Origin of the sequence: Anaerocolumna xylanovorans DSM 12503, from assembly GCF_900143645.1 — a bacterium.
Classification (GTDB): domain Bacteria; phylum Bacillota; class Clostridia; order Lachnospirales; family Lachnospiraceae; genus Anaerocolumna; species Anaerocolumna xylanovorans.
Genome location: NZ_FRFD01000012.1, coordinates 103,587 through 127,898, shown reverse-complemented (window position 1 = coordinate 127,898; position 24,312 = coordinate 103,587). Strand labels below are relative to the sequence as shown.

General features: G+C 39.9%; 22 protein-coding genes and 1 other annotated feature. Of the genes, 19 read left to right on the top strand and 3 right to left on the bottom strand.

Annotation, left to right across the window (positions count from 1 at the left end):
* Window positions 1-78 precede the first annotated feature (78 nt).
* From metK to proS, 7 genes are all read left to right on the top strand, one after another.
* A complete protein-coding gene (metK, locus tag BUF11_RS19545) occupies window positions 79-1,269 on the top strand; it encodes a methionine adenosyltransferase (protein ID WP_073590547.1) in 1,191 nt (396 codons plus the stop codon).
* A 239-nt stretch (window positions 1,270-1,508) separates the two neighbouring features.
* Window positions 1,509-3,038 (top strand): sensor histidine kinase, encoded by a 1,530-nt coding sequence (locus tag BUF11_RS19540; protein WP_073590546.1) that lies wholly within the window; start codon window positions 1,509-1,511, stop codon window positions 3,036-3,038.
* Window positions 3,010-3,699 carry a response regulator transcription factor gene (locus BUF11_RS19535; RefSeq protein ID WP_073590545.1) on the top strand — a complete coding sequence of 230 codons (690 nt, stop codon included), beginning with the start codon at window positions 3,010-3,012 and terminating at the stop codon, window positions 3,697-3,699. The genes BUF11_RS19540 and BUF11_RS19535 overlap by 29 nt, the downstream gene beginning before the upstream one ends.
* Before the next feature lie 37 nt (window positions 3,700-3,736).
* The gene (locus BUF11_RS19530) at window positions 3,737-4,000 is read left to right on the top strand and encodes a TM1266 family iron-only hydrogenase system putative regulator (protein ID WP_073590544.1); all 264 of its coding nucleotides are present in this window, start codon (window positions 3,737-3,739) and stop codon (window positions 3,998-4,000) included.
* 112 nt (window positions 4,001-4,112) lie between these two features.
* On the top strand, window positions 4,113-4,928 hold the full coding sequence (locus tag BUF11_RS19525; protein WP_073590543.1) for a cytidylate kinase family protein: 816 nt from the start codon (window positions 4,113-4,115) through the stop codon (window positions 4,926-4,928).
* A gap of 184 nt (window positions 4,929-5,112) precedes the next feature.
* Window positions 5,113-6,165: an AI-2E family transporter gene (locus BUF11_RS19520; protein WP_073590542.1), complete on the top strand. Its 1,053-nt coding sequence runs from the start codon at window positions 5,113-5,115 to the stop codon at window positions 6,163-6,165.
* A gap of 60 nt (window positions 6,166-6,225) precedes the next feature.
* Window positions 6,226-6,427 (top strand) — a binding site (T-box leader).
* A 78-nt stretch (window positions 6,428-6,505) separates the two neighbouring features.
* Complete coding sequence (gene proS, locus BUF11_RS19515; RefSeq protein WP_073590541.1) at window positions 6,506-7,939, top strand: proline--tRNA ligase; 1,434 nt, start codon at window positions 6,506-6,508, stop codon at window positions 7,937-7,939.
* 100 nt (window positions 7,940-8,039) lie between these two features.
* On the opposite strand, the gene BUF11_RS19510 is transcribed toward proS, so the two are convergent.
* Window positions 8,040-8,639 carry a nitroreductase family protein gene (locus BUF11_RS19510; RefSeq protein WP_073590540.1) on the bottom strand — a complete coding sequence of 200 codons (600 nt, stop codon included), beginning with the start codon at window positions 8,637-8,639 and terminating at the stop codon, window positions 8,040-8,042.
* A gap of 109 nt (window positions 8,640-8,748) precedes the next feature.
* Window positions 8,749-9,195: a MarR family winged helix-turn-helix transcriptional regulator gene (locus BUF11_RS19505; protein ID WP_073590539.1), complete on the bottom strand. Its 447-nt coding sequence runs from the start codon at window positions 9,193-9,195 to the stop codon at window positions 8,749-8,751.
* Window positions 9,196-9,383: 188 nt separating this feature from the next.
* Here BUF11_RS19505 and BUF11_RS19500 point away from each other — a divergent pair, with 188 nt between their 5' ends.
* Entirely contained in the window at window positions 9,384-10,139 is a 756-nt protein-coding gene (locus BUF11_RS19500; RefSeq protein ID WP_073590538.1) for a LytR/AlgR family response regulator transcription factor, read from the top strand.
* A 223-nt stretch (window positions 10,140-10,362) separates the two neighbouring features.
* On the opposite strand, the gene BUF11_RS19495 is transcribed toward BUF11_RS19500, so the two are convergent.
* Window positions 10,363-11,508: a sensor histidine kinase gene (locus BUF11_RS19495; RefSeq protein WP_175562112.1), complete on the bottom strand. Its 1,146-nt coding sequence runs from the start codon at window positions 11,506-11,508 to the stop codon at window positions 10,363-10,365.
* 386 nt (window positions 11,509-11,894) lie between these two features.
* Here BUF11_RS19495 and BUF11_RS24500 point away from each other — a divergent pair, with 386 nt between their 5' ends.
* From BUF11_RS24500 to BUF11_RS19445, 11 genes are all read left to right on the top strand, one after another.
* Entirely contained in the window at window positions 11,895-12,047 is a 153-nt protein-coding gene (locus BUF11_RS24500; protein ID WP_175562111.1) for a hypothetical protein, read from the top strand.
* A 107-nt stretch (window positions 12,048-12,154) separates the two neighbouring features.
* A complete protein-coding gene (locus BUF11_RS19490) occupies window positions 12,155-14,344 on the top strand; it encodes a peptidase domain-containing ABC transporter (RefSeq protein ID WP_073590536.1) in 2,190 nt (729 codons plus the stop codon).
* Window positions 14,313-14,552, top strand: a complete 240-nt coding sequence (locus BUF11_RS19485) for a hypothetical protein (RefSeq protein ID WP_073590535.1) — start codon at window positions 14,313-14,315, stop codon at window positions 14,550-14,552. Before BUF11_RS19490 ends, BUF11_RS19485 begins: the two co-directional genes overlap by 32 nt.
* Before the next feature lie 112 nt (window positions 14,553-14,664).
* Window positions 14,665-16,536 carry an HlyD family efflux transporter periplasmic adaptor subunit gene (locus tag BUF11_RS19480; protein ID WP_073590534.1) on the top strand — a complete coding sequence of 624 codons (1,872 nt, stop codon included), beginning with the start codon at window positions 14,665-14,667 and terminating at the stop codon, window positions 16,534-16,536.
* A gap of 14 nt (window positions 16,537-16,550) precedes the next feature.
* Window positions 16,551-17,915 (top strand): hypothetical protein, encoded by a 1,365-nt coding sequence (locus tag BUF11_RS19475; RefSeq protein WP_073590533.1) that lies wholly within the window; start codon window positions 16,551-16,553, stop codon window positions 17,913-17,915.
* 105 nt (window positions 17,916-18,020) lie between these two features.
* Window positions 18,021-18,503, top strand: coding sequence for a signal peptidase II (locus tag BUF11_RS19470; protein ID WP_073590532.1), 483 nt, complete (start codon window positions 18,021-18,023; stop codon window positions 18,501-18,503).
* Window positions 18,504-18,560: 57 nt separating this feature from the next.
* The gene (locus tag BUF11_RS19465) at window positions 18,561-19,160 is read left to right on the top strand and encodes a hypothetical protein (RefSeq protein WP_073590531.1); all 600 of its coding nucleotides are present in this window, start codon (window positions 18,561-18,563) and stop codon (window positions 19,158-19,160) included.
* Window positions 19,161-19,266: 106 nt separating this feature from the next.
* Window positions 19,267-20,145, top strand: a complete 879-nt coding sequence (locus BUF11_RS19460; protein WP_175562110.1) for a CPBP family intramembrane glutamic endopeptidase — start codon at window positions 19,267-19,269, stop codon at window positions 20,143-20,145.
* 72 nt (window positions 20,146-20,217) lie between these two features.
* Window positions 20,218-21,516, top strand: a complete 1,299-nt coding sequence (locus BUF11_RS19455) for a CCA tRNA nucleotidyltransferase (protein ID WP_073590529.1) — start codon at window positions 20,218-20,220, stop codon at window positions 21,514-21,516.
* A gap of 110 nt (window positions 21,517-21,626) precedes the next feature.
* On the top strand, window positions 21,627-22,703 hold the full coding sequence (locus tag BUF11_RS19450; RefSeq protein ID WP_073590528.1) for a protein kinase family protein: 1,077 nt from the start codon (window positions 21,627-21,629) through the stop codon (window positions 22,701-22,703).
* A 99-nt stretch (window positions 22,704-22,802) separates the two neighbouring features.
* Window positions 22,803-24,251 (top strand): PEGA domain-containing protein, encoded by a 1,449-nt coding sequence (locus tag BUF11_RS19445; protein ID WP_073590527.1) that lies wholly within the window; start codon window positions 22,803-22,805, stop codon window positions 24,249-24,251.
* Window positions 24,252-24,312: the final 61 nt, after the last annotated feature.

The window sequence follows — 24,312 nt, the reverse complement described above, 5'->3', positions numbered from 1 at the left end:
TCAAGTCCGCTTATAGCAGGGCTTTTTTTAGTTTATAGGAATAACAAACCAAAGTTTGCTATTTACGAAAGGAGAAAAATGAACAAATTATTATTTACATCAGAATCAGTAACAGAGGGGCATCCCGATAAAATCTGTGACCAGGTATCAGATGCGGTATTAGACGCTATGCTGGAACAGGATCCTATGAGCCGTGTTGCCTGCGAAACAGCCATTACAACAGGCTTAGTACTGGTAATGGGAGAAATCACAACAAAGGGTTATGTGGATATTCAGAAGATAGTACGCGATACAATCCGTGAGATAGGCTATGACAGATCCGACTATGGATTTGACGCTGATACCTGCGGAGTTATCGTAGCACTTGATGAGCAGTCTCCGGATATTGCCATGGGAGTTAATAAGGCACTGGAAGCAAAGGAACATACCATGTCAGAGGATGAACTGGAAGCAATCGGAGCAGGCGATCAGGGTATGATGTTTGGCTTTGCCAGCAATGAAACAGAGGAGTATCTTCCTTATCCTATCTCCCTGGCCCATAAGCTGACAAAGCAGCTGACAAAGGTTCGTAAGGACGGTACCCTTGCTTATCTAAGACCGGACGGAAAATCACAGGTAACAGTTGAATACAATGAAGAAGGCAAACCTGTACATTTGAATGCTGTAGTGCTTTCTACCCAGCATAATCCGGAGGTTACCCAGGAACAGATACATAAAGACATTAAGAAGTATGTATTTGATGAAGTGCTTCCGAAGGAATTGGTGGATGAGAAGACAAAGTTCTTTATCAATCCTACGGGCCGCTTTGTAATTGGCGGACCTAACGGAGACAGCGGTTTAACCGGACGTAAGATTATCGTTGACACCTACGGCGGATATGCCCGTCACGGCGGCGGAGCCTTTTCCGGTAAGGACTGCACCAAGGTTGACCGTTCTGCTTCTTATGCTGCCCGTTATGTTGCAAAGAATGTTGTAGCGGCAGGGCTTGCAGATAAATGTGAAATCCAGCTTTCCTATGCTATCGGCGTTGCACAGCCTACCTCAATTATGGTTGATACTTTTGGGACAAGCAGTTTAAGCTCTGAGGAATTAGTTGAGATTATCAGAGAGAATTTTGACCTTCGTCCGGCAGGAATTATCAAGATGCTGGATTTAAGACGCCCTATCTACAAACAGACAGCAGCTTACGGACATTTCGGCAGAAATGATCTTAATCTGCCCTGGGAGAAAACAGATAAGGCAGAATTGCTTAAGAAGTATAAGAAATAATACATGAAATAAGAACAGGAGGTATTCTGCCATATCCGGCAGATACCTCCTGTTCTTTTATTATTCTTTACATGGATTATTTTGTGAAACAGGGGGTATACCAGCTTTTAACGATAATACGGCTGACGAGGAGTTCATAAAATATTTGGAAAGTTCATAGTTATTTTCCGTGTAGAACCGGCAGGCTTATGGTATAATACGGGTAGAAACTATGGAATAATCTGATAGGAGGATTAACCTTGAAATTAAAAGGCAGGCTTCTGACAGCCTTTCTTATTATAACGACGATACCTCTTTTACTGGTCTGCCTTTCCTTGAGCCTTATTATTGGGTATCAGAACAATGAGATAAAGCAAACCTACGATGTAAAAACCAATTCTATTACGGCAATTTCGAATCCTGTACAGCTTTTAAGCAGGCTTACAAGAGGAGTATATAATGAAATTGTTTTAACAGCAGCAAAGGCCCCGGCAAAATTCGAAGAGGAAGAGTATATCGCCTATCTTGAGAAGGAGTTGAAGGGGAAATATTCTTATCTTGTTATAAGAAAAGGAAATGATTATATATATACCGGTAATGATAAAAGATTTAGTGAAATAAAGGAAAACATCCCAGCCTTTGGTGAACACACCGGAAATGCAGAGGGTGGATTATACGTAGACGGAAGTTCCCCATTTTTGTTAAAGCAGCAGGATTTTTACTACAGTGACGGGACCGAGGGAAGCATATTTATTATAACCGAACTGGATACATTGATTCCGCAGATAAAGGCATCTGCCATCCAGCTCCTTTTATCACTGATATCTATTATTATTCTTACGGCCTCGGTACTTATTATATGGATTTACCGAAGTATTATTATTCCAATAAACACTCTTCATGCTGCAACCAATGCCATGAAAGAGGGAAATCTGGATTATTCAATTGAAGGAGATCCGGAGGATGAGATTGGGCAGCTCTGTGTGGACTTTGAGGAAATGAGAATTCAGCTAAAGGAGTTAATTGATGTCAGGCTCCGTTATGAGCAGGAGATGAAGGAATTAATCAGTAATATCTCCCATGACCTAAGGACTCCCATAACAGCAATTAAGGGCTATGCAGAGGGAATTATGGACGGTGTGGCAGATACAAAGGAGAAGCAGGAGAAATATATAAAGACCATATACACCAAGGCAAACGACTTATCGGTTCTGGTGGATGAGCTGTCCTTTTATTCAAAGATTGACTGTGACACCATGCCTTATACCTTTTCCTGCATCAATTTGGGAGATTATTTTGAAGACTGCTTGGGAGAGATTACCCTTGACCTGGAAGTAAAGAATATTGAGGTAGAATATCATAACGATACGGATAACGATACAAAAGTGAATGTAGATGCGGAGCAGCTAAAGCGTGTTATCAGTAATATTGTTGGGAATTCCGTTAAATATATGGGAAACAGGCAGGGGCATATTGATATCCGTATTATGGATGGTGCAGAATTTAACAGGGCAGAGGAGGTAGTTGTCAGTATAGGGGACAACGGTGTTGGAATTTCTGCAAGAGACCTTCCTTTTATATTTGAAAGGTTTTACAGGGCAGATGCCTCCAGAAATTCTACCAGAGGAGGCACTGGACTTGGGCTTGCTATAGTAAAGAAAATTATCGAAGACCATATGGGGACCATATGGGCGGAGAGTGAAGAGGATAATGGGACAACGGTATATTTTACATTAAGAAAGTGTAAGGAGGATGTCAAAAATGAGCAGGATACTGATTGTGGAAGATGAGATGGCAATCGCAGAATTGGAAAAGGACTATCTTGAGCTTAGCGATTTTGAGGTTGAGATAGAAAACGCAGGAGATAAGGGCCTTGAGAGAGCCTTAAAGGAAGAGTTTAACTTGATAATATTGGATTTGATGCTTCCGGGTATGGACGGATTTGAAATCTGCAAGGGTATCCGCAGTGCGAAGAACATTCCAATCCTCATGGTATCCGCCAAAAAAGAGGATATTGATAAAATCAGAGGCCTTGGCATGGGAGCAGATGATTATATTACAAAGCCCTTTAGTCCAAGCGAGCTGGTGGCAAGAGTAAAGGCACACCTTGCCCGGTATGAGCGCCTGACCGGGGACAGCCTAAAGGAAAACGAAGTCGTAGAAATCAGAGGATTAAAGATTGACAAGACAGCCAGAAGAGTATACGTTAATAATGAGGAGAGAAACTTTACCACAAAGGAATTCGACCTGCTTACCTTCTTAGCAGAAAACCCTAACCGGGTATATACCAAGGAGGAACTTTTCCAGAAAATCTGGGACATGGATTCCATAGGTGATATTGCTACTGTCACGGTGCATATCAAAAAAATCAGAGAAAAGATAGAATTTAATACTTCAAAACCCCAGTATATTGAGACAATCTGGGGAGTGGGCTATCGTTTTAAGGTATAAACTTTAAAGTATAAATAAGAAAAGGAGAAGAAGTGTTATGGAGACAAGAATTGCATTAGTTGGTATTATTGTGGAAAATCTTGATAAGGTGGAGGAGGTTAATCATATCCTTCATGATTTCGGACAGTTTATTATAGGCAGAATGGGACTTCCCATAAGAGACCAGGAGATGAATATTATCAGTATTGTTGTAGAAGCAGATAATAACACCATCAACTCCCTTTCAGGGAAGCTTGGCATGCTGGAGGGTATCAATGTAAAGACAGTGTATTCCAAAGCAGGAGCAAACCAGGCGGAATAGAGTTAAAATTGTAATGCGTTACTCTGACAGGCTTTACTTGTGCCATGTACCGTGTTATAATGTTAACCATTAAACTTTAAGAAAAGTTTTGGTAAACGATTAGGAGGACACTATGCATATCACGATAACAGGAAATCTAGGGAGCGGAAAATCTACAATCTGCAAAATATTGGAGGACAAGTACGGCTTTGAGATTTATTCTACAGGGAAGGTTCAGAGAGAACTGGCGAGGCAGATGAACATAACGACCCTTGAGATGAACCAGTTAATGTGCAGTGACCATAAATACGATAACATGATAGACGACACAACAGCCAGGATATCCAGAGAGAATCCGGATAAGAACATTATTTTTGATTCCAGATTGGCCTGGCATTTCGTGGAGAAATCTTTTAAGGTATTTCTTTCAGTGGGCTTAGATATTGCAGCAGAAAGAGTAATGAAGGATAACAGGGGAAAGGAAGAGCAGTATTCCTCTATCGAAGAAGCAAAGGAAAAATTATTCCAGAGAGCACAGACGGAAAATATGCGTTATAAAGATATTTATAATTTGGAATATTTTAATTTTTCCAATTATAACCTGGTAATTGAAAGTGCTTATTCCTCACCGGAGCTTATTGCCTCTATTATTATGAAAGAAGCAAAGGATTATTATGCTTTGATAGCTGATAACCACGGACAGATGGTAGATAGGACCAGAATATTACTGTCTCCCAAATCCCTGTATAAGGAAGAAGTCACGAAAGAAGAAAGAAATGCTCTAAAAGGCAGGATTTCTGAATACGAAAAAATAAAAGAGCTTCCGAATGTTCAGATTGCAGCCTGGAAAGATGGTGACAGTTATCAGGTATTAAGCGCATTAGAGGAAGTAAAAGCGGCAAAAGAAGCAGGTGTTCCCTTTCTTTTGACAGCCTTAAATATTCAATAAAACCATTCTTTTGAAATTGATGAAATAATCACCTAACATACAAATGGCCTTTTGGAAGATAATAAAAACAGAGAGTATTTATTAAATAAATACTCTCTGTTTTTCTCTTTTTATAGGATTCATATCTGGTACTTTTATCTAAAGATTTTCTTGGGATTTCATCAGGAGCGGAAGGGAGGAAGCTATGACTTTTAAGGATAATAATAAGGTTAAGATGTTGGGTGTCGTCATGCTTACAGTATTTGGAGTGTATATTGGATTGGAATATATGCTGCCTCTTTTTGCTCCTTTTATTATAGCCTATTTAATAGCAGCGGCTTTATCACCGGTAGTCAAGTTCTTAAACCGTACGACAAGGCTCCCAAAGCTTTTAGGAGCGATTATATCTTTAAGTTTACTAATTGCAGTAATTGGCTTTATTTTATATAACCTAGGTGATATGTTGTTAAATCAGGTGGTAGCGCTGCTTAAGAATTTCCCTATTTACTTATCTGTTCTGACAGGATATATTGATAAGCTTTGCGAAGGGTGTGACAAATGTCTTGGGATTAAGCTTGGTACCGTACAGAATTTTATTTATACGAACTTTGACGGAGTGCTGGTGATTATTAAGAATAAGATAATGCCTGTTATTACTACAAGAAGCATCAATCTGCTGATTGGAATGTTAGGTTTTATCGGAATACTTTTAATTATGCTGGTAAGTATCCTGCTGCTGATTAAGGATGATGAACAGTATAGGGAGGGAGTAAGAAATTCGGTTTTTTATAAAGATATCCATCTTGTTACTTCGAAGCTGTCCGGTATGGGTATTGCTTATTTAAAGACCCAGGGAATTATGCTGCTGCTGATTTCACTCATATGTACCGTATCAATGTTTTTAATCCACAACAAATATGCCCTTCTGGTGGGAATTGGAATTGGAGTGGTGGATGCTTTCCCGATACTGGGGAGCGGTATGATTTTGATTCCCTGGGCAGTTATCAATCTGTTCCAGAAGGATATTTATTCTGCTGCCATACTTTTTACGGCATATGTCGGATGCCAGCTTTTACGCCAGACTGTGGAGCCGAAGCTTTTTGGAAACCGTATAGGCATCAAGCCGGTCTATACCATGATGGCCATGTACGTGGGAGTTAAGTTATTCGGTTTTTTTGGTTTCCTTCTCGGACCGGTAGGACTGGTTTTGATTGTTACGATTATAAAGGAAGCCAGAAGCCGGTTAGGAGATGCTTAAGCCGGGTATCTTATGAGAAAAAGTGGTTGACAAAGCCTTTTAGGTAGCATAAAATCAATATACAAAGCGAAGAAAAGGAATAGTATATAAACGTTATCCTCCCAGAGAGAGAATAGATTGGTGTGAGATTCTTAGGATGACCTTATAGAACCTGCCTTGGAGCACTGTATGAAAATGCAGCGTAAAGCCGGCGTTAACGGTGTTAAAGTGAACTGGCGACAGTTAATTAGGGTGGTACCGCCGAGGTCTTTCGGTCCCTTGTGGAGGAAGGGCTTTTTTTATTGCCTTTCTCTGTATAAACGTAAGGTTTATAAATAATTGTCCTGAAAGGAGAGTCACTATGGCAAAAGAAAAGAAACTGGTGGAAGCAATAACCTCTATGGAAGAGGATTTTGCCCAATGGTACACAGATGTTGTAAAAAAAGCGGAATTAATTGATTATTCCAGCGTAAGAGGATGTATGATCCTAAGGCCCGGTGGATATTCCATCTGGGAAAACATCCAGAAGGAATTAGACAGAAGATTTAAGGAAACAGGGGTAGAGAACGTGTATATGCCCATGTTTATACCGGAAAGCTTATTGCAGAAGGAAAAGGACCATGTAGAAGGCTTTGCGCCGGAGGTTGCCTGGGTAACCCACGGAGGTCTGGAACCTTTACAGGAAAGAATGTGCGTAAGGCCTACTTCCGAGACCCTTTTCTGCGACCACTACGCTAATATTATACAGTCCTACAGAGATTTGCCCAAGGTATATAACCAGTGGTGCTCAGTTGTGCGCTGGGAGAAGACCACAAGACCTTTCTTACGTTCCGTAGAGTTTTTGTGGCAGGAGGGGCATACGGCACATGCAACAGCAGAGGAAGCAGAAGAGAGGACTATTCAGATGTTAAATCTCTATGCGGATTTTTGTGAAGAGGTTCTTGCCATCCCTATGATAAGGGGTAAGAAGACGGATAAAGAGAAATTTGCAGGAGCAAAGGACACCTATACCATAGAAGCACTCATGCATGACGGAAAGGCACTTCAGTCAGGCACCAGCCATAATTTTGGCGACGGTTTCGCCCATGCCTTTGATATCCAGTATACGGATAAGGATAACAAACTCCAATATGTACATCAGACTTCCTGGGGAATGACCACCAGACTTATCGGTGCTATCATTATGGTACATGGAGATAACAGCGGGCTTGTACTTCCTCCGAGAATTGCACCTACCCAGGTGATGATTGTTCCTATTGCACAGCATAAAGAGGGAGTGCTTGAAAAGGCAGCAGAATTAAGAGAGCGTCTGGGAGCCTTCCGTGTGAAGGTAGATGATACGGATAAGAGCCCCGGCTGGAAATTCAGCGAGCAGGAAATGAGAGGAATTCCTGTCCGCATTGAGATTGGGCCGAAGGATATTGAAGAAAACCAGGCAGTCATTGTACGCCGTGATACCAGAGAAAAGCTTATAGTATCCCTGGATAATCTGGCAGAGAAAGTAGGAGAAATCCTCGATACCATGCAAAGGGAAATGCTTGAAAGAGCAAGAATCCACAGGGATGCCCATACCTATCAGGCAACGAATTTCGAGGAGTTTAAGGAAGCTGTTGCAACAAAGCCCGGCTTTGTAAAGGCCATGTGGTGCGGAGATCAGGCTTGTGAGGATAAAATCAAGGAAGAGACAGGTGCTACCTCCAGATGTATGCCCTTTAAGCAGGAGGAAATAGCAGATACCTGCATATGCTGCGGAAAGAAAGCAAAGTCTATGGTTTACTGGGGCAAGGCTTATTAATAAAGAAAGAACGGCACTGACAGCAAACAAAATAAATGAAAAAGGAGGCAGGATTTCATCCCTGCCTCCTTTTTCTTAGGGGAGTTATAGAGGTTGAGCTTTAAGCTCCGTATACTTTAAGACGTTCTTCCAAAGGTACGAAAGATTTCTCGCCCGGTGCGGCTGTGGGTTTTCCAAAAGGCATCTGGCCGATTAATTTATAGGAGGCGGGAATATCCCACTCTTTCTTTACGGCTTCTTCGATTAGCTCGTTGTAATGCTGGAGAGAGGCTCCAAGGCCTTCTGTTTCCAGTCCGGCCCAAACTACAAGCTGTAACATACCATTTGATTGCTGTGCCCATACGGGGAAGTTATCCTTATACAGGGAATATTCTTTTTGTAAATATTCTACGATGCCGTTGTCATCAAAGAAAAGTACGGTTCCGTGACCTGCTTTAAAGGAATCTATTTTTTCCTGTGTAGAAGCAAAGCTTTCTGCAGGTACGATTTTTCTTAAGGATTCCAGAGCGATATCCCATAGCTTATCGTGTTCCTTTCCAAATAATAATACAACCTTGCCGCTTTGGGAGTTGAAAGCAGAGGGAGAATACTTAACGGCCTCTTCTACGATTTCTTTAATTCTTTCATCGGATACTGGTGATTCTTTGCTGATAGCATATACCGTGCGTCTGTCTTTAATTGCTTCAAAAAAACTCTTCATAGTAAAATCCTCCTGAATTTGATTTAATATTATTTTGGTTAAAAATATGTCCTTTCATACCGGCACTAATAATACTAACTAGTACTATATACGGTAATAGGAAGGTGTATTAAGATACACCGGAAAGTTTAACTAGTATTTCTCTTAGACTCTGTTTTTCTGATTCGGATAATTCTTTAAAAATGGAGTTGATATTATCCAGATAGCGGGGAATCAGGTCATCCATTAAAGATTTTCCTTTATCGGTTATCCGAATAAGCTTCACTCTCTTATCCTGTGGGTCCGTGCATTGCTGGATCAGTCCGTCTTTTGCCAGATTGTCGATTACTACGGTCATGTTACCGCCGGTAGCCAGTATTTTCTCTATGATATCACAGATTCTTAAATCACCAAGGTCATAGAGGACTTCTAAAACTTCAAATTGAGAGGCGGTAAGGCCGCTGTCCTTTATTATACTTAGCTCCTTCCTATGGACGTGCTGGCTGCATCGGTTCAGTGCACGAAGGGTATGAATGTTAACTTCTGTTTGTGTGTCAAATAGTGTTTTGTTTTCCATGGCTCTAATATACTACTAATTAGTAATAATGTCAATAGCACAAAATTAAATTTTGCAAAATGTTTTTAACGATACCAAATATCACCGTTTTTATACCAAATAGCACATAGGGATTGATTTGGAATAAGTTTCCCATTAGAATTAGAGCATAAAAGAAATCCCAATAAAATTAAAAGAGGAAGAGAGATATGCTGAATCATTACCGAATTGCCACATGTGATGATGAAATCTATTATCAGGACGAGCTGTGCAACCTGTTGAAGACCTACGAGAATGAAAGCGGAAACAAACTGGACATATGCAGGTTCAGCAGCGGAGAAAAACTATTAGAGCAGTATGAAGAAGCCATTTTCCATATTCTTATTCTGGATATTGAAATGGGAGGGCTGTCTGGTATGGAGACAGCGAAGGAAATACGAAAGATAGATGAAGATGTTATCATCATATTTGCCACCAGCTTTGATAACTATGCGCTGGGGGCTTTTGAAGTGAATGCCCTGAATTATCTTGTAAAGCCGGTAGATTATGTGAAGTTAAAAAAAGTAATGTCCATAGCCACTGCCGCGGTAGACTTTAAAAGAGATCAAATCAGTGCCAGGAAAAGGTATCTGGAGGTCCGTGTTAAGAATACGGATGTGCATGTTGAGATAGCAAAAATAAAGTATATAGAAAAGAAGCGTAATGCCAGTGTTATACATACTTCGGATAACGAATACGCCTGTTATGAACCTTTAGCACAGCTCCATGACAGGCTTGATGTGAATAAATTCTGTTATGTACATCAGGGTTATATCGTGAATCTGGATATGATACAGGAGGTTGGAAAGACCATGATAGTGCTGGCAGACTATATAGAAGTACCGATCAGCAGAAAATATTATAAGAGTATAAAGGAACGTTTCATGAACCGGATATATGTAAAATTGCAGCAACAGACCTCTTAATAATTGAGCAGCAGAATTTTACCGTGAACACAGAGGGGAGATATTAATAAGCCCGATTCCGTGAATTTGTCTGCCCTTTTTAAAGAGCAGGTAAAGGCAATAGCAATCTTTTCAGGCGTCGGATTGAATTTATTATTCCTGTTTTTATTAGGATATTTTAATAATAAAAATAACAAACAAGATAAATAGTTTTGTTTGGAGCTGAAACGAAGCAGTAAACCCTTTAATAATTCGGCAGCAGTATCTTAACCTTAAAAATAGAATTATCGTAAGTATAATGAAATTCTCCGTTATACTTCTCACAGACTTCGGAAACATTCAAAAGTCCGATTCCGTGAAATTCCTTATCCTTTTTTGATGTAACGAGATATCCGTTTTTCTTTAAGGGTTTTGCCAGATAGGGATTTTCACATTGTATAACAAGATAGGTACCTGCTTGTGCAATAGAAACAGTCAGGTATTTGTCTGCAATCTTGGCTTCCAGGGCTTCTATGGCATTATCCAGTATATTGCCAAGCATAATCGTAAAATCCATATCCGTTAATTTATAAATCTTCTCAAAGGCAGCAGTATAGGTAAAGCGAATGCCTTTTCTTTCACATTCCACTTTTTTTGACTGCAAGATAGCAGAAATGGTTGCATTATTGGTAATTACAAGGTCTCCGGCGGATTTCGTTGCGTCCGTAATTTTCTCTAAATAAGTAAGGGCCTCTGAGTAGTCTTTTTGTTCTAAGCGGCCTGCAATTATACCAAGATGATTCTTAAAGTCATGGCGGAGGGACATGAGTTGCGTTGACTTTTCGGACAGCTCATCATAATAGCTCTGAGTAAGCTCATATTTTTGCTGTTGCAATTGCTTAAGCGCAGCTTCCTGGAGAGAGTCTACGATTTTTTCATAAATGGAAAGAATTAAAACAATTAAGAGAATATTAATCAAAAAGATAATCATGACCATATTCTCAAGGGTTTCTTGGGATGAATTCAGCGTATAGACATATATAATAAAAGCACTTAATGCAAGGATAATAAGTCCCAGTATAAGGTAGACATATACTTTGTATGGATTATTAATGGGCTGTTTTTTTAACTTTTTGTAGTGAAGAAAGAAGCAAAATATTATGTAAGTGATTGAATTTAGCAAGATTCCTTTCAAATTCTGATAAAAATTATTATCGAGTAAATTTAATGCACCGGACAGGAAATCCATAATTACCGTAATTATAATAAATGCTATCCACATTAAACCATAAAAGAGAATAAAAAACTTAAAGGTAAAGATAAAACATTTCTTAATAGCGATGATATAAAATATTTTAACATAGGTAAGGTAGCTTAATGCCAGTATAATAAAAAAAATCGTTGCATCCATTGATAGTGTACTGAAAAGAATTTGTATTGGTACATAAAAGTATAATCTTTTCGCATAAAGCTTATCTTGATTTTTATGTATTAGAAAAAAGTCACAGTATTTATTAAAAACAAGAAAAGTTAATAAATTATAAGTGATGTCTATACATAATGAGATAAAGTGGTTGTTCATAAAGGCCCCTCTTATATGAATTTGTATTATTTAAAAAGATATGTACATCCTTATATTACCACAAATCGATAAAAATTATAATAAATTTGAGTAAGGTTAGCCGTAAAATAACATAGATATATACCAAATAGCACCGTTATTTTACCAAATAGCACATCGCTATTGTTTTATGTGCCAAAAAATGATAAATTCAACTCATCAAAAGGAGGCGAATTATGAAAAATAAAAATACGGATATTTTATCAGAAAAGCAATGGAAAGACATGGACGATAATGAATTAGAAAAAACAGTTGGAGGGGACTCTATATTTAGAAATATTGTTTCCGTAGTGTGCCAAGAAATGAAAGAGATACTAAAGCGCCCTTAAAGAACTATAGGAATGGAATGCACTTCGAGCCATATGACACTAAAGGTGCCATGCACCAATTACAACGACTTGACGAGGAATCTAAACGATAAACAAAAGAGGAATATATGTTTCGCAAATACTATTGCATTAAACAACATGATATGACGGACTGTGGTGCGGCATGCCTGGCAACCATTTCAAAGCAGTATGGATTTAAAACATCTATTACGAAAATAAGAGAAGTGGCAGGAACGGACAGGCAGGGAACCAATGCCTATGGCGTTATCAAAGCAGCGGAACAGCTCGGATTCAGCGCAAAAGGAGTAAAAGGCGATAAGAACGCACTTTTCTCTAAGTTTCCGCTGCCCTGTATCGCCCATGTGGTGGTGGATGGAGCCTTGCTCCATTATGTAGTAATACATAAGATTACATCCAAGCAAATTATTTTGGCAGATCCGGGAAAAGGAATTGTAAAATTGACCCCGGAAGAATTCCTTGGCGCAGGGGCAGTAAGTGGAAAGCCACCTGTATATCAATGGTCAGGAATCTTAATCCTCCTGGTTCCTGGCCAGACCTTTGAAAAGGGAGATGAAACGAAGGGGCTGTTTGAGCGTTTCTTTTCCTTACTCATTCCGCAAAGACGTCTGCTGCTTCATGTATTTGTGGCATCACTTCTTATAACGGCAATGGGAATATTGGGTTCCTTTTATTTTAAGGTACTGTTAGATGATGTTCTTTCAGCCGGATTAATTAAAACATTACATATATTGTCCGTGGGAATAATATTATTAAATCTTTTTAAGGTTATTTTATCAGCCTTCCGCTCCCATTTGATGCTGTATTTAAGCCAAAAGCTGGATATTGCTTTGCTGCTCGGATATTACAGACATGTACTGAAGCTGCCCATGAACTTTTTTGGTACCAGAAAAGTGGGAGAAATTATCTCACGTTTTAACGATGCTTCCAAGGTAAGAGATGCCATATCAGGGGCAACCCTTACCATTATGATAGATACTCTGATGGCGGTTGCCGGAGGAGTGATACTTTATATGCAGAACGCCTATATGTTTGGCGTGACTGCTGTAGTGATTGTCTTATACTTCATTATTGTTTTGAGTTTTAATAAATGGTATAAGAAGCTAAACCAGGCCCAGATGGAAGACAATGCGCAGCTGACCTCCTACATGGTCGAATCCCTAAATGGTATTCAGACAGTGAAAGCCTACAATGCTGAGAGAAAAGTTGAATTGGAAACAGAAAAAAAATTCATCAAGCTTTTAAAAAGCGTATTCAAGATCAGTTGGGTGAGTAATCTCCAAGGCTCCCTCGTAGGCTTCACAGAATTAACCGGCGGCATTGTCATTCTATGGGTAGGGGCTTATCAGACTATCAAAGGAAATATTACAATTGGACAATTGATAGCCTTTAATTCCCTGTTAGCTTATTTTCTTGAACCGGTTAAGAATCTGATTAACCTTCAACCGCAGATGCAGACAGCGGTGGTTGCAGCGGACAGGCTGGGAGAAATCCTGGACCTGGAGGCGGAAAGAACAGAAGGAGAGAATAAGAAAATTAATCCGGCAGATTTAAAGGGAGATATACAATTTAAAAACGTTACATTTCGTTATGGAACCAGAAGAGCGGTATTAGAGGGGATTAACATACACATCAGGCAAGGGGAGAAAATTGCCCTGGTAGGGGAAAGCGGTTCCGGCAAGACGACACTTTCCAAGCTTCTCCTGAATCTCTACAGCGTAGAGTCAGGAGAAGTTTTAATTAATGATTACAATATAAAAGATATTCAACTGGAAGCCTTAAGGGAGCGTATTGCTTATATACCCCAGGAGACATTCCTTTTTAGCGGAAGCATTATGGATAATCTGATGCTGGGACTGGAAAATGTAACACCCGAAGAAGTAATCGAAGCTTCCAAAAAGGCACAGGCCCATGATTTTATCAATGAGCTGCCTTTAAGGTACGAGACAAGGTTAGAAGAGAATGGTTCCAATTTATCCGGAGGGCAAAGACAGCGCCTTGCTATCGCCAGAGCAATACTAAAGAAACCGGACATATTAATACTTGATGAGGCTACCAGTAATTTGGATTCGATTACGGAGCGGGCAATTGAGAATACCATTGAGGAGTACAGTAAGGACATGACAACGGTAATTATTGCCCATAGGTTAAGTACTATCAGAAGATGTGACAGAATTTATGTAATGGAAAAAGGGAAAGTCATTGAAGATGGAAGCCATCAGGCATTATTGGATAGAGATGGACAGTATGCAAGGCTTTGGAAGCAGCAAACCGGATAAAGTAATAACTTTAACTGTAATAAAGCTTAAGCTTTTAATGAAATGTTTTACTTTAAATGGATTAAATAGAACAGAAAATATAGCCTGGTTCATTCTGGCATATTCAATTGTTCTATGCATTGGAATGGTTCTGGACCGGATATCTTATGAAAAGATAAAAGAACCTTATAATAAGGCCATTTTGGAACTTAATAAGGGAAAATATTAATACGAGACATCAATAAAAAATAGATAATTTATATATTTATGGCTATACGTCAAAGGGAAAGAAATAAATTAAAGAACTTAAACAATAGATAAATCCAGAAAGAGACTATCTGATGAAACCAATTATATTAAATTTAAACGAAATGTCTGACAGCAGGGAAGTTTACGAATCAAAGCCGAATATATTCCTATCCCTGTTTGTATACCTGGTGCTTGGAATGTTTCTTGTGGCACTTATTTGGACGTACTTTGGGAAAATAGATATTGTAGTAAAGTCCGAAGGAATTCTGCGCCCTAATAAGCAAGTGGCAACTGTTGTTAATAACTATGCCGGAACCATTGAAACCGTTAATATTGAAGATGGGCAGAAGGTGGAAAAGGGAGATGTGCTCTATGTCATAGAGCATGATGACCTGTTAAAGCAAAAGGACTATTATGAGAAACAGATGTCAGAAATCACAAAAGAACTTGAAAATCTGAAGACATATAAGAAGTCCATTGAAGACGGAGAAAATTATTTTGATAAGAACGAAGAAGAATACTACTTAAAATACCGTAGTTTTTACATAAATTATAAGATATCCCAAAAGGATACGGATTATAAAAATCAGGCAAGAAGATTGAATCAAGCGTCCGTAGCAAAGCAGCTATCCGAAGAGGAGGCACGGCTTTTAAATCTTACGAAGCTGGAACAGTCCATTACCGGAGGGGAAAATCCTTTTCAGGCTGCAGGGGGTGAGAAGGAGTACTATGACCTTTACAGGAAGTATCAGAGTGATTATAAAACCCTGGTGCAAAAGTATGACAGTACTGAATCGGAAATCCGCCTGTCGACTACTGCGGAGGGGGTAGTGGATTCCTTAGAGTATTACACCGGGAGAAAGACGGGATTAAATCTCTTAAAGAAAAGTATAGAACAAGGAAAAAGCCTGTTTACGGATAACAGCAGCTACAGCCTGCAATACCAGGAATATGAGAATAAGCTGGCGGAATTAAATACAGCTTACGGGCAGGCAAAAGAAGACTATGATATAAATAAAGCTCTGGCTGGACTTGCCGTAACAGAGTGGGAAGTGGAACAGTCCCAGATAAAAGTCCAGGATGCAAAGAGGGCAATTGATACCTATGAGGCTTCCTACTTAAAAGAAATTAAAAACAATATAGCAGAAACAGAGAAAAGCATCGAAGAGCTTAAACTTTCCCAGAAAGGGACTCTAAGTAAGGAGGATCTTCTTAAAAAGAGCGAAGAAGAGAGAGAGAATGCACTATTGAATTTTCAGTTAAACTATCAGGTGGATCTGCGGGACAAAATAACTGCCTTAAAGGATAGTATAAAGTCCCTTACGGATAACCTTGATAATCTGAAGCTGGAAGATAAAAAGGTTCTTATGACCGGAGGAAAGGCAAAGACGGATGCTGCCTTGGAGGAATATAAGAATACGGAGATACGAGGTACCATTGACAGCATCAAGGCTGACGAAGATAAGAAGAAAGAACTGGCAGCGGCAATAGAGAAGCTTAATTCCCAGATAGAGGATGCTGCGGTGAAAGCAGCGAAAACGGGAGTTATTAATAGCGGTACGGAACTTGTAACGGGAGATACCTTAAATGCCGGAACTCCGGTGATGACAATTATACCGGATAACGAAAGCAGCTTTAAGGCTAATATTTATGTCAGCAATAAAGATATTGGGAAATTAAAAGAAGGTATGCAAGTGAAATTTAATGTCTATGCTCTTCCTAATAATGAATATGGATATCTGACAGGCAGGATAACAAAGATATCCAAGGACCTTAAGGTGGACGAGAAAAATGCAAGTGGCTACTATCTGGTGGAAGCGTCTATAAATGGAAAGTCCCTTTATGATTCCAAGGGAAAAGAGGCAGCGCTTAAGACAGGAATGTCCTGTCAGGCCCAGATGATTATAGAAAACAAACGTATTCTTAAGTTTGTACTGGAGAAAATGAACTTCTTAAAGAATTAGAGGACAAGACACGGATGAAAAGGGTTAAGAAATGTGATGTATTTAAAACAGGAAAGTTGCTTTTAATCTGCCTTGTGATTACAACCTTCTGCCTGTGCAGCAAAACGGTATCTGCGGAGACTGTATCCTATCTTTTGCCGGGAGGCGGGAAGGCCTATGATTTCAGGGATGTCATAGGCAGATACGAAAGTTATGGCATAGATTATCAGATTAACAGGCTGCAGAACGAACTGCAGGCAGCGAAGGCATTGACAGCAGGAGACACTTACAATAATGCACGGTCAGACTACCTGTATGTTCAGGCTAAAATACAGGAGCTTAGCGCGGCAAAGGATAGGCTGCTTGATTCAAAGAATAAACTGTTGGCACAAAGCAGTGAAGCTATGGCAGTTGGTGAAAGTAATACAAGTGAAGGGGATACTCCTGCGGCAGGCAGCGAGGCAGAGGATATTAAGGCGCTTATCATGCAGGCAGATAATCAGCTAAGTGCGGTAGAGGCAGAGATTGCCTCCTATCAAAAGAATGCGGCTGTTCTTGCTAAAAGTGCTTCCGATGCCAAGTTGTCCCAGGATCTTGCGGAGTTTTATAAAAACTATCAGAACCTGTTAACACAGGACGGAAGGGATAAGGCAAGGCATAGTTTTATGCAGAGCTGCCTGAATTTGATAATCAACGAAGAGGGAATAAAGTATTATACCTTAAACCAGGAATACATTGGGATGCAAAAACAGATAGAAGATATAAAGTATCAGCATGGGTATTCCACCAAGGGGCGTATTGATGATATTTCCTTAAGTCTTCTGGAAAATGACAGACTATTTGGGGAAAAGCAGAATGATTATAATTTTTTAAGTTCCTGCATCAAGAGGGAGACCGGCATTGCAGAAAATGATACAATCCAATTCAATATTACATTGGACCACAAAAACTATACGGCAGCAAGTAAAGTAAATGCATTTATGGATAGTACCCCAGCCTATCTGCAGCTTAAAAATATGGAGACCAGTTATCAAAATTATCTTTCTTCCGATGCTATGGCAAGTTCCGCCTACAGGCGCCAAACTGAACTAACGGTAGAAAGTTACAGACTGCAAAAGGTTCAAGTAGGGCGGCAGATAGAGGATTATGTGAAAAAGGCAATCAACGCCTATGAAGGAGCTTTCCGTAAGATGTTATCGGCAAAAACAGAGCTGGACATTGCGGATAATAAGTGTAAAATAATAGAAGAGAGCTTTAAATGCAAAAGAGCTACGCAGTTAGAGGTAAAAAAGGCTTATCTGGACAGGCAGTCTGTGAGCCTGAAGTTTTATAGCTGCTGTATGGAAGTAATGCAGTGGGAGGATATCCTGGATAATAACATTTATCAGGAGAATCAATAAGTTTTGGAAAGGTTCTTCTCTTTGGAACATTAATGGTAGTTTCTATAATATATTTTTCGATAAATTACCTGGCAGTAGAAATTAAATACATAAAATGGGGAACACATGAGAAAAAAAATAATCGTTTTTGGAGCGCTGATTAGCATTGACCAACTGCTGAAAGGGATAGTCTATTATACTTTAATGGGTGCAGATTACAGAACGGCAAATGGAAAATTAGGGTTTTTCCCATATATGAATAAAGATCAGTTGTCGGTGTTTAATAATGAGTTGAATATGAACTTAAGCCTTGGTATACTGCTTATTATCAATATAATATCCATAATAGCATTAGTGCTTATTTATATTTTGTTTAAGAAAAGGGAATATACGGACAGGTACTTTGATTATGCCATTCTGATAATGGAAGCGGGGTGCGTATGCTCACTGGCGGATAAACTGCTTTATCAGGGCAGCCTTGATTACCTCCTTGCCGGGAATAAGATATGTGATGCAAAAGATATATATTTAGGAGCAGGGATAGTTCTGTTTTGTATTTATCTATATTATTATGGGAGGCACAAAAGAAATTCCGCACATACAGGTTAAGACAGTAAAATAACGGTGAACAGATGCAGGGGTGGGAACTGACAGGAGAATATACGAATGCGGAAAAGAGATGGGTTTATAATTACAGCTGCAGCAGTGCTTATTGCAACAGCAATGATGCTTCCAAGGTTTTTGGAGACCGGATTCTCTGTTCATATAGGGATTGGCTGGTTGTGTGAGTCAGTGATACAATTTCTGATAGGCATTGTGGGATATTACTGCATCAGGGAATATAGATACCGGAAGTTAAAGGGCTGTAAGGTATATCGGTTTTACAGAATACCCGATGCAGCGGCAGGCGCGGTTCTTTTAGCAGCTATGGCAATTTATCTGGTTCAGAATTATTGGATTCTTAATGGCGGTGATATAATCGGGGTAACGCCGCTCTATAGTTTTTACTGGATGATACTGCTTGATATATGGGGATGGTTTTCCAACTGCATTTACATAAATGACCGGATTTGTTATATACCGACGCACAATAAAGAGTTTGAACTTCAAACTATCATAAACTATAACATTGAGAATAAAACCGCATCTGTCTTTTTGTTGGAACTGATTACCGAAGAAAGAAGCTACAAGGTCACTGCTTCAAGATATATGACCGAGGGCTTTCAAAAGGCTTATAGCAAGGAGGTAGGATTAAAGGTCTATTAACCCTCCTGTAACAGGAAAGAAAATTAATACAGCAATAGTTTCTCAACTACAAATTAATGAATATTCAACCGTAGGTTGGATATTTAGGAAAGGCATGGATATTAACATGAAAAAAGCAGGAAAATATTTGGCACCGGTTCTACCCCTTTTAATGGCATTCGTAATACAAATTCTTGGAGGTATATGGGTTGGACTTATCTATGCCGTTGTAAAAGGGGTTCAGCTGGCTTCCCAAGACGGACTTGATATGGAGACTGTACAGGAAGCTATCACAAACGATTTACAAAACCCGGAGTTTCTTCTGCTGCTGTCGGCAGTATTAGGTGTTATTGATATTATTGTGTTTGGAATTTGGTTAAAGAAGCTTAAAAGGCAGGAAGAAACTATTGAACAGGCAAACAGCCTCTCTGTACAAAGGGTGCTCCTTATTATTGTACTTGGCCTTTGCCTTCAGATCGGGCTTTCTGCCATACTTACCCTGATATCCCATTTAAGACCGGAGTGGTTTGAGGAATACGGAAAGCTTATGGAACAGCTGGGCATGGGCACTTCATTTTTCTCCTTTTTGTATGTCGGAATCATAGGGCCTATTGCAGAAGAATTGATTTGCCGTGGAGTTATCATGAAGAAAGCAAGGAGGGTTATGCCCTTTTTCGCTGCAAACATCTTGCAGGCACTTCTTTTTGGAATCTACCACATGAACATGGTTCAGGGTCTGTATGCATTTGCCATCGGCCTTTGCTTCGGGCTTATGCGCTACACCTTTAATACACTTGCGGCTCCCATTGCCCTTCATATGTCGGTTAATTTAAGCGGTATATTCCTTGGCTATTTCCTCTCGGACAAGGTACTTTTAAATCCTGTGACCGGGGTGCCTCTCTTTGCTTTAAGTGCAGCGGGTATCATATTAATTCTTATTCATTTTATCAAGCTGTCTAAAAAGGTTGGGTTGGAAGAGGTCCCTTATACTTATGATGAATATTAAACCTTAAAAAAAATTTGTTATCCTTCCTGACTTCGGCTATAATAAAGATAGTAAGTCAGGAAGGATTTTTTTATGAGGATACAACTGCCAAAAGATGTGGATTATATTATAAAGGAATTGCAGAAACAAGGATACGAAGCCTATGCGGTAGGTGGATGCGTCAGAGATGTAATATTAGGAAGAGAGCCGGAGGACTGGGATATCACCACCTCGGCAAGTCCCATGCAGGTAAAGGGAATTTTTAAAAGAACCGTTGACACAGGTATTCTCCACGGTACGGTTACTGTCATGCTGGATAAGACAGGCTATGAGGTCACCACCTACCGGATTGACGGGGAATATGAAGATAGCAGACACCCGAAGGAAGTGACCTATACCCCTTATATTTCAGAGGATTTAATGAGAAGGGATTTCACCATAAACGCTATGGCATATAATGAAGAAAGCGGGCTGGTAGATATTTTTGAGGGGCTTAAGGATATAGAGGAAGGGCGTATCCGCTGTGTTGGAAGTGCTAAGAAGCGTTTTGATGAAGATGCGCTGCGGATACTAAGGGCTGTACGCTTTTCTGCCCAGCTTGGCTTTCACATTGAAAAGGAAACTCTTCTTGCTGCAAGGGAGATGGCAAAGAATCTTGAGAATATCAGTGCAGAGCGGATAAGAACAGAGATTAATAAGCTCTTACTCTCGCCAAATCCGGACAGGCTTTTAATTGCTTATGAGCTTGGAATTACAGAAGTGGTGTTTACAGAGTTTGACCGTATGATGACGGAGGGTAAGCCTGTCTTAAAGGGAGAAGAACCTTTGGGGATTTTTGCTTTAAGAGGCGTTAAGCTTATCAGGGATGCGGGGAGCTTCTGCGGCAAAGGGAAAGAGTCTTTGATACTTGCCTGGGCGATGCTTTTGCATGGACTTTTGGCAGAGGAAGGAAAAGAGGTCTTAAAAAGGCTTAAATTTGACAATGAAACCGTTGATTATGTATACCGGCTTATAACCTGGTATGGCTATGAATTTACACTCACTCCCTATGGAATGAGAAAGGCGGCTAACACCATCGGAAAGGATCTGATGGAAATGCTTTTTCAGATGAAAGCTGCACTTATTCTGGCGGAGGAGGGGAATCTTTTAAACGAAAAGGGAAAGAAGCTTGAGGAAGCCAAGGAGCTCTATGAGGAAATACTGAAAAAGCAGGAGTGCATCGAATTGAAGGACATGATGCTTAACGGTAAGGACTTAATTGAGCTTGGATTTAAGCCCGGTAAGGCAATGGGACAGGTATTAGGAGAGCTTTTAGAGACAGTATTAACAGATCCGGACCTTAATACCAGAGAGAGCTTAATAGCCCTGGCAGCAGAAAAAATATTGCCTTAAAATTTATTCGGAATCCATAGGATTCCTGTCATGAAAAACTGCATTATATCATAGGATTAGAAGAGACACCCTATGATGCGGTGCAATAGTTTGAGTCAGGAGGCTTTCCTATGGAGGATAGAAATCTAGAAATTTTTAGACAATATAATATAAAAATCTATAACACATATAGAATCAGGGGGGCATTTATAGCAGAAACGGATAAGGGACTCAAGCTGTTGAAAAGCTTGGAAAGCTCGAAAAGCCGGGTGGAATTTGAGAATACCCTCTTAGAATATCTGTATGACTATCCTTATGTGGATTTATATATGAGAAATAATGCCGGGGAACTGATAACAGAGGATGGAGCCGGCAATAAGTACTTGTTAAAGAACTGGTTCCCGGGAGAAGAGTGTAATCTTCGCAATGAGTCCGATATTGCCAACGGTGCCGCTAATCTAGCCTTACTTCACAGCTGCTTAAGGGAAGTACCGTTATCGGAAGAGCAGGTTATGAAAAATACCGGACCGGATCTCATTGAGCTTTTTGATAAAAGAAACCGGGAGCTTAAAAGAGTCAGAGGCTATATCCGGGAAAAGAAAAAGAAAAATGAATTCGAACTGTGTTATATTAATTGTTATGATGAGTTCTATGAGCAGGCAAAAGAAGCCAGCAGGCTCCTTCTTGAAAGCAATTACAGGGAGCTTATGAAGGAAGCAAAGGAACATAGTTATATTTGTCACGGTAACTATACCTATCATAATATTATCATGGTTCACGCTGCCCAGGGAGCAGGCGCCTTACCGAGAGCTAATATGCGGGAAGGTCTTATATCTGCTGCTGTTTTTAAAAACAAGCCGGATGTGGAAATGGCAACGACCAATTTTGACAAGTCCTGTATTGGAGTACAGTGTACGGATTTGTACTTTTATATACGGAAGTGTCTGGAGAAGAATGATTGGGACATTGATACCGGCAGCATGATACTTGATACATATAATGACATCCTGCCTCTTGACAGGGATGAGAGAAGGCTTCTATACATACTGCTTTTGTATCCGGAGAAATTCTGGAAAATTACGAATTTCTACTATAATGGCAAGAAATCCTGGGTGCCCCAGAGAAATATCCAAAAGCTGACCAGTACATGGGATCAGTCAAGGGGAAGAAAAAAATTCCTGGAATGTCTTGCCGGTACCCTGAGCTAAAGCAACAAGAGCAGTAATTCTTGAGTTTTTACAGTATATGTCTTATAATTGAAGAAAGCAAAACATAACTTATTGAAAAACTTTGAGTGAGGAAGTACATTGGAAGAAAAAATGCCGGTAAAGAAAAAACAAAAGAGTAATAGCTTTATATTCCTGCTTATAGGAGGCTTTATCCTTATATTAATTGTAAGCCTGGCAACCATGCTGCCTAAGACACCGGTGAAAGGCGACGGTTCAGACACAGTACAAAATACTGCAGACCAGGCTGCAAAAGGAAATGAAAGCCAGCTGATTGCTGTTATTACGGGCAGAGATGATATGATGCCGGGATTTACTCTGCGAAATATAGAAGACGGACAAGATTTGAGCCTTACTTTAACGGGAGGCTCTGCTGTTATGGACAAATACGGAAAGAATGTGGTAGCTGACAGCCTTAAGATTGGTGATTTGGCCGAAGTTACCTATGATGCGGATACCAGCATCATCATCAGCCTCAAACTGTGGGATCAGGCCTGGCGTTATGAGGGAATAAAGAACTGGAGCGTAAATACAGAGGAAGGCACCTTCACAATTGCCGACAGGCTGTATAAATATCCGGATTATCTTTTGATTACCAGGGAGGGAAAGTCCTTAACTTTAAATGATCTCGATAAGACAGATGAGTTGATGGCAATCGGATATGAAAAAAACGTTTATTCTATTCTTGTTACAAAAGGACATGGTACTTTGCGCTTTGAAGACTATGGTGATTTCCTGGGAGGAACTGTTTATATCGGAAAAAAGGAAATCCTTCCTATTGAAGAGAATATGGTTGTTACCGTAAGAGAAGGTGATTATGATATCACCATGGAAAAAGGAAGCTTTTCCGGCACAAAGACCGTGACGGTTCTGCCAGATAAGGAAACAGAGGTTAATATGGGAGAATTTAAGAAGCCTCCCGTTAAGACCTGTAAGGTTAATTTTCATATAACACCCCTTGGAGCAGAGCTCTACATTGATAATCTGCTGGTTTTTTATGATAATCCGGTTGACATAGAGTATGGTGAGCATGATATCAAGGTTTCTCTTGGCGGATATAAAACCTATACCGGAACCCTTGAGACAGAGGAGGAAGAAAAGGATATTTTTATCAAGCTTGTAGAATCGGACAATAAGAGCGAGGAGAGCAGTGCATCAGAGAACGGCTCTGACACAAATTCAGGCTCCGGGAATACCGATTCAACAGACACCAATACAAACGGGACAAACACAAACGGGGCAAATAACAGTTCCACGGATACGGGTTCCTCCAATACCTCTTCTAATGGTACAACTTCCGACAATGGCAGCACAAATTATGTCTATATACAGAGCCCGGACGGAGCATCTGTGTATGTAAATGGTGAGTTTAAAGGAATTGCACCGGTCAGTTTTCCGAAGACAACCGCAGGGCAGCTCTATATAACCTTTATCCAATCAGGTTATGAAACTAAGACCTATACGGTAGAGGTAAAAAATGATGGAGAGGATACCAAATTAAATTTTCCTGCTCTTGAGGCATCCAAATAAAGCAGAAGGTCTTCTCTTGCATATTTTTTGTTTACGGGCATAGAATACTGTAAGTAGACTT

Excerpts from the sequence above, each read along its gene's own strand:
- BUF11_RS19520 (WP_073590542.1), top strand. The coding sequence starts at position 5,113 with ATGACTTTTAAGGATAATAATAAGGTTAAGATGTTGGGTGTCGTCATG.
- BUF11_RS19490 (WP_073590536.1), top strand. The coding sequence starts at position 12,155 with ATGTTTCGCAAATACTATTGCATTAAACAACATGATATGACGGACTGT.
- BUF11_RS19455 (WP_073590529.1), top strand. The coding sequence starts at position 20,218 with ATGAGGATACAACTGCCAAAAGATGTGGATTATATTATAAAGGAATTG.
- BUF11_RS19450 (WP_073590528.1), top strand. The coding sequence starts at position 21,627 with ATGGAGGATAGAAATCTAGAAATTTTTAGACAATATAATATAAAAATC.
- BUF11_RS19535 (WP_073590545.1), top strand. The coding sequence starts at position 3,010 with ATGAGCAGGATACTGATTGTGGAAGATGAGATGGCAATCGCAGAATTG.
- BUF11_RS19495 (WP_175562112.1), bottom strand. The coding sequence starts at position 11,508 with ATGGATGCAACGATTTTTTTTATTATACTGGCATTAAGCTACCTTACC.
- BUF11_RS19525 (WP_073590543.1), top strand. The coding sequence starts at position 4,113 with ATGCATATCACGATAACAGGAAATCTAGGGAGCGGAAAATCTACAATC.
- proS (WP_073590541.1), top strand. The coding sequence starts at position 6,506 with ATGGCAAAAGAAAAGAAACTGGTGGAAGCAATAACCTCTATGGAAGAG.
- BUF11_RS19500 (WP_073590538.1), top strand. The coding sequence starts at position 9,384 with ATGCTGAATCATTACCGAATTGCCACATGTGATGATGAAATCTATTAT.
- BUF11_RS19470 (WP_073590532.1), top strand. The coding sequence starts at position 18,021 with ATGAGAAAAAAAATAATCGTTTTTGGAGCGCTGATTAGCATTGACCAA.
- BUF11_RS19505 (WP_073590539.1), bottom strand. The coding sequence starts at position 9,195 with ATGGAAAACAAAACACTATTTGACACACAAACAGAAGTTAACATTCAT.
- BUF11_RS19530 (WP_073590544.1), top strand. The coding sequence starts at position 3,737 with ATGGAGACAAGAATTGCATTAGTTGGTATTATTGTGGAAAATCTTGAT.
- BUF11_RS19485 (WP_073590535.1), top strand. The coding sequence starts at position 14,313 with ATGCAAGGCTTTGGAAGCAGCAAACCGGATAAAGTAATAACTTTAACT.
- BUF11_RS19510 (WP_073590540.1), bottom strand. The coding sequence starts at position 8,639 with ATGAAGAGTTTTTTTGAAGCAATTAAAGACAGACGCACGGTATATGCT.
- BUF11_RS19480 (WP_073590534.1), top strand. The coding sequence starts at position 14,665 with ATGAAACCAATTATATTAAATTTAAACGAAATGTCTGACAGCAGGGAA.
- BUF11_RS19465 (WP_073590531.1), top strand. The coding sequence starts at position 18,561 with ATGCGGAAAAGAGATGGGTTTATAATTACAGCTGCAGCAGTGCTTATT.
- BUF11_RS24500 (WP_175562111.1), top strand. The coding sequence starts at position 11,895 with ATGAAAAATAAAAATACGGATATTTTATCAGAAAAGCAATGGAAAGAC.
- BUF11_RS19460 (WP_175562110.1), top strand. The coding sequence starts at position 19,267 with ATGAAAAAAGCAGGAAAATATTTGGCACCGGTTCTACCCCTTTTAATG.
- BUF11_RS19475 (WP_073590533.1), top strand. The coding sequence starts at position 16,551 with ATGAAAAGGGTTAAGAAATGTGATGTATTTAAAACAGGAAAGTTGCTT.
- metK (WP_073590547.1), top strand. The coding sequence starts at position 79 with ATGAACAAATTATTATTTACATCAGAATCAGTAACAGAGGGGCATCCC.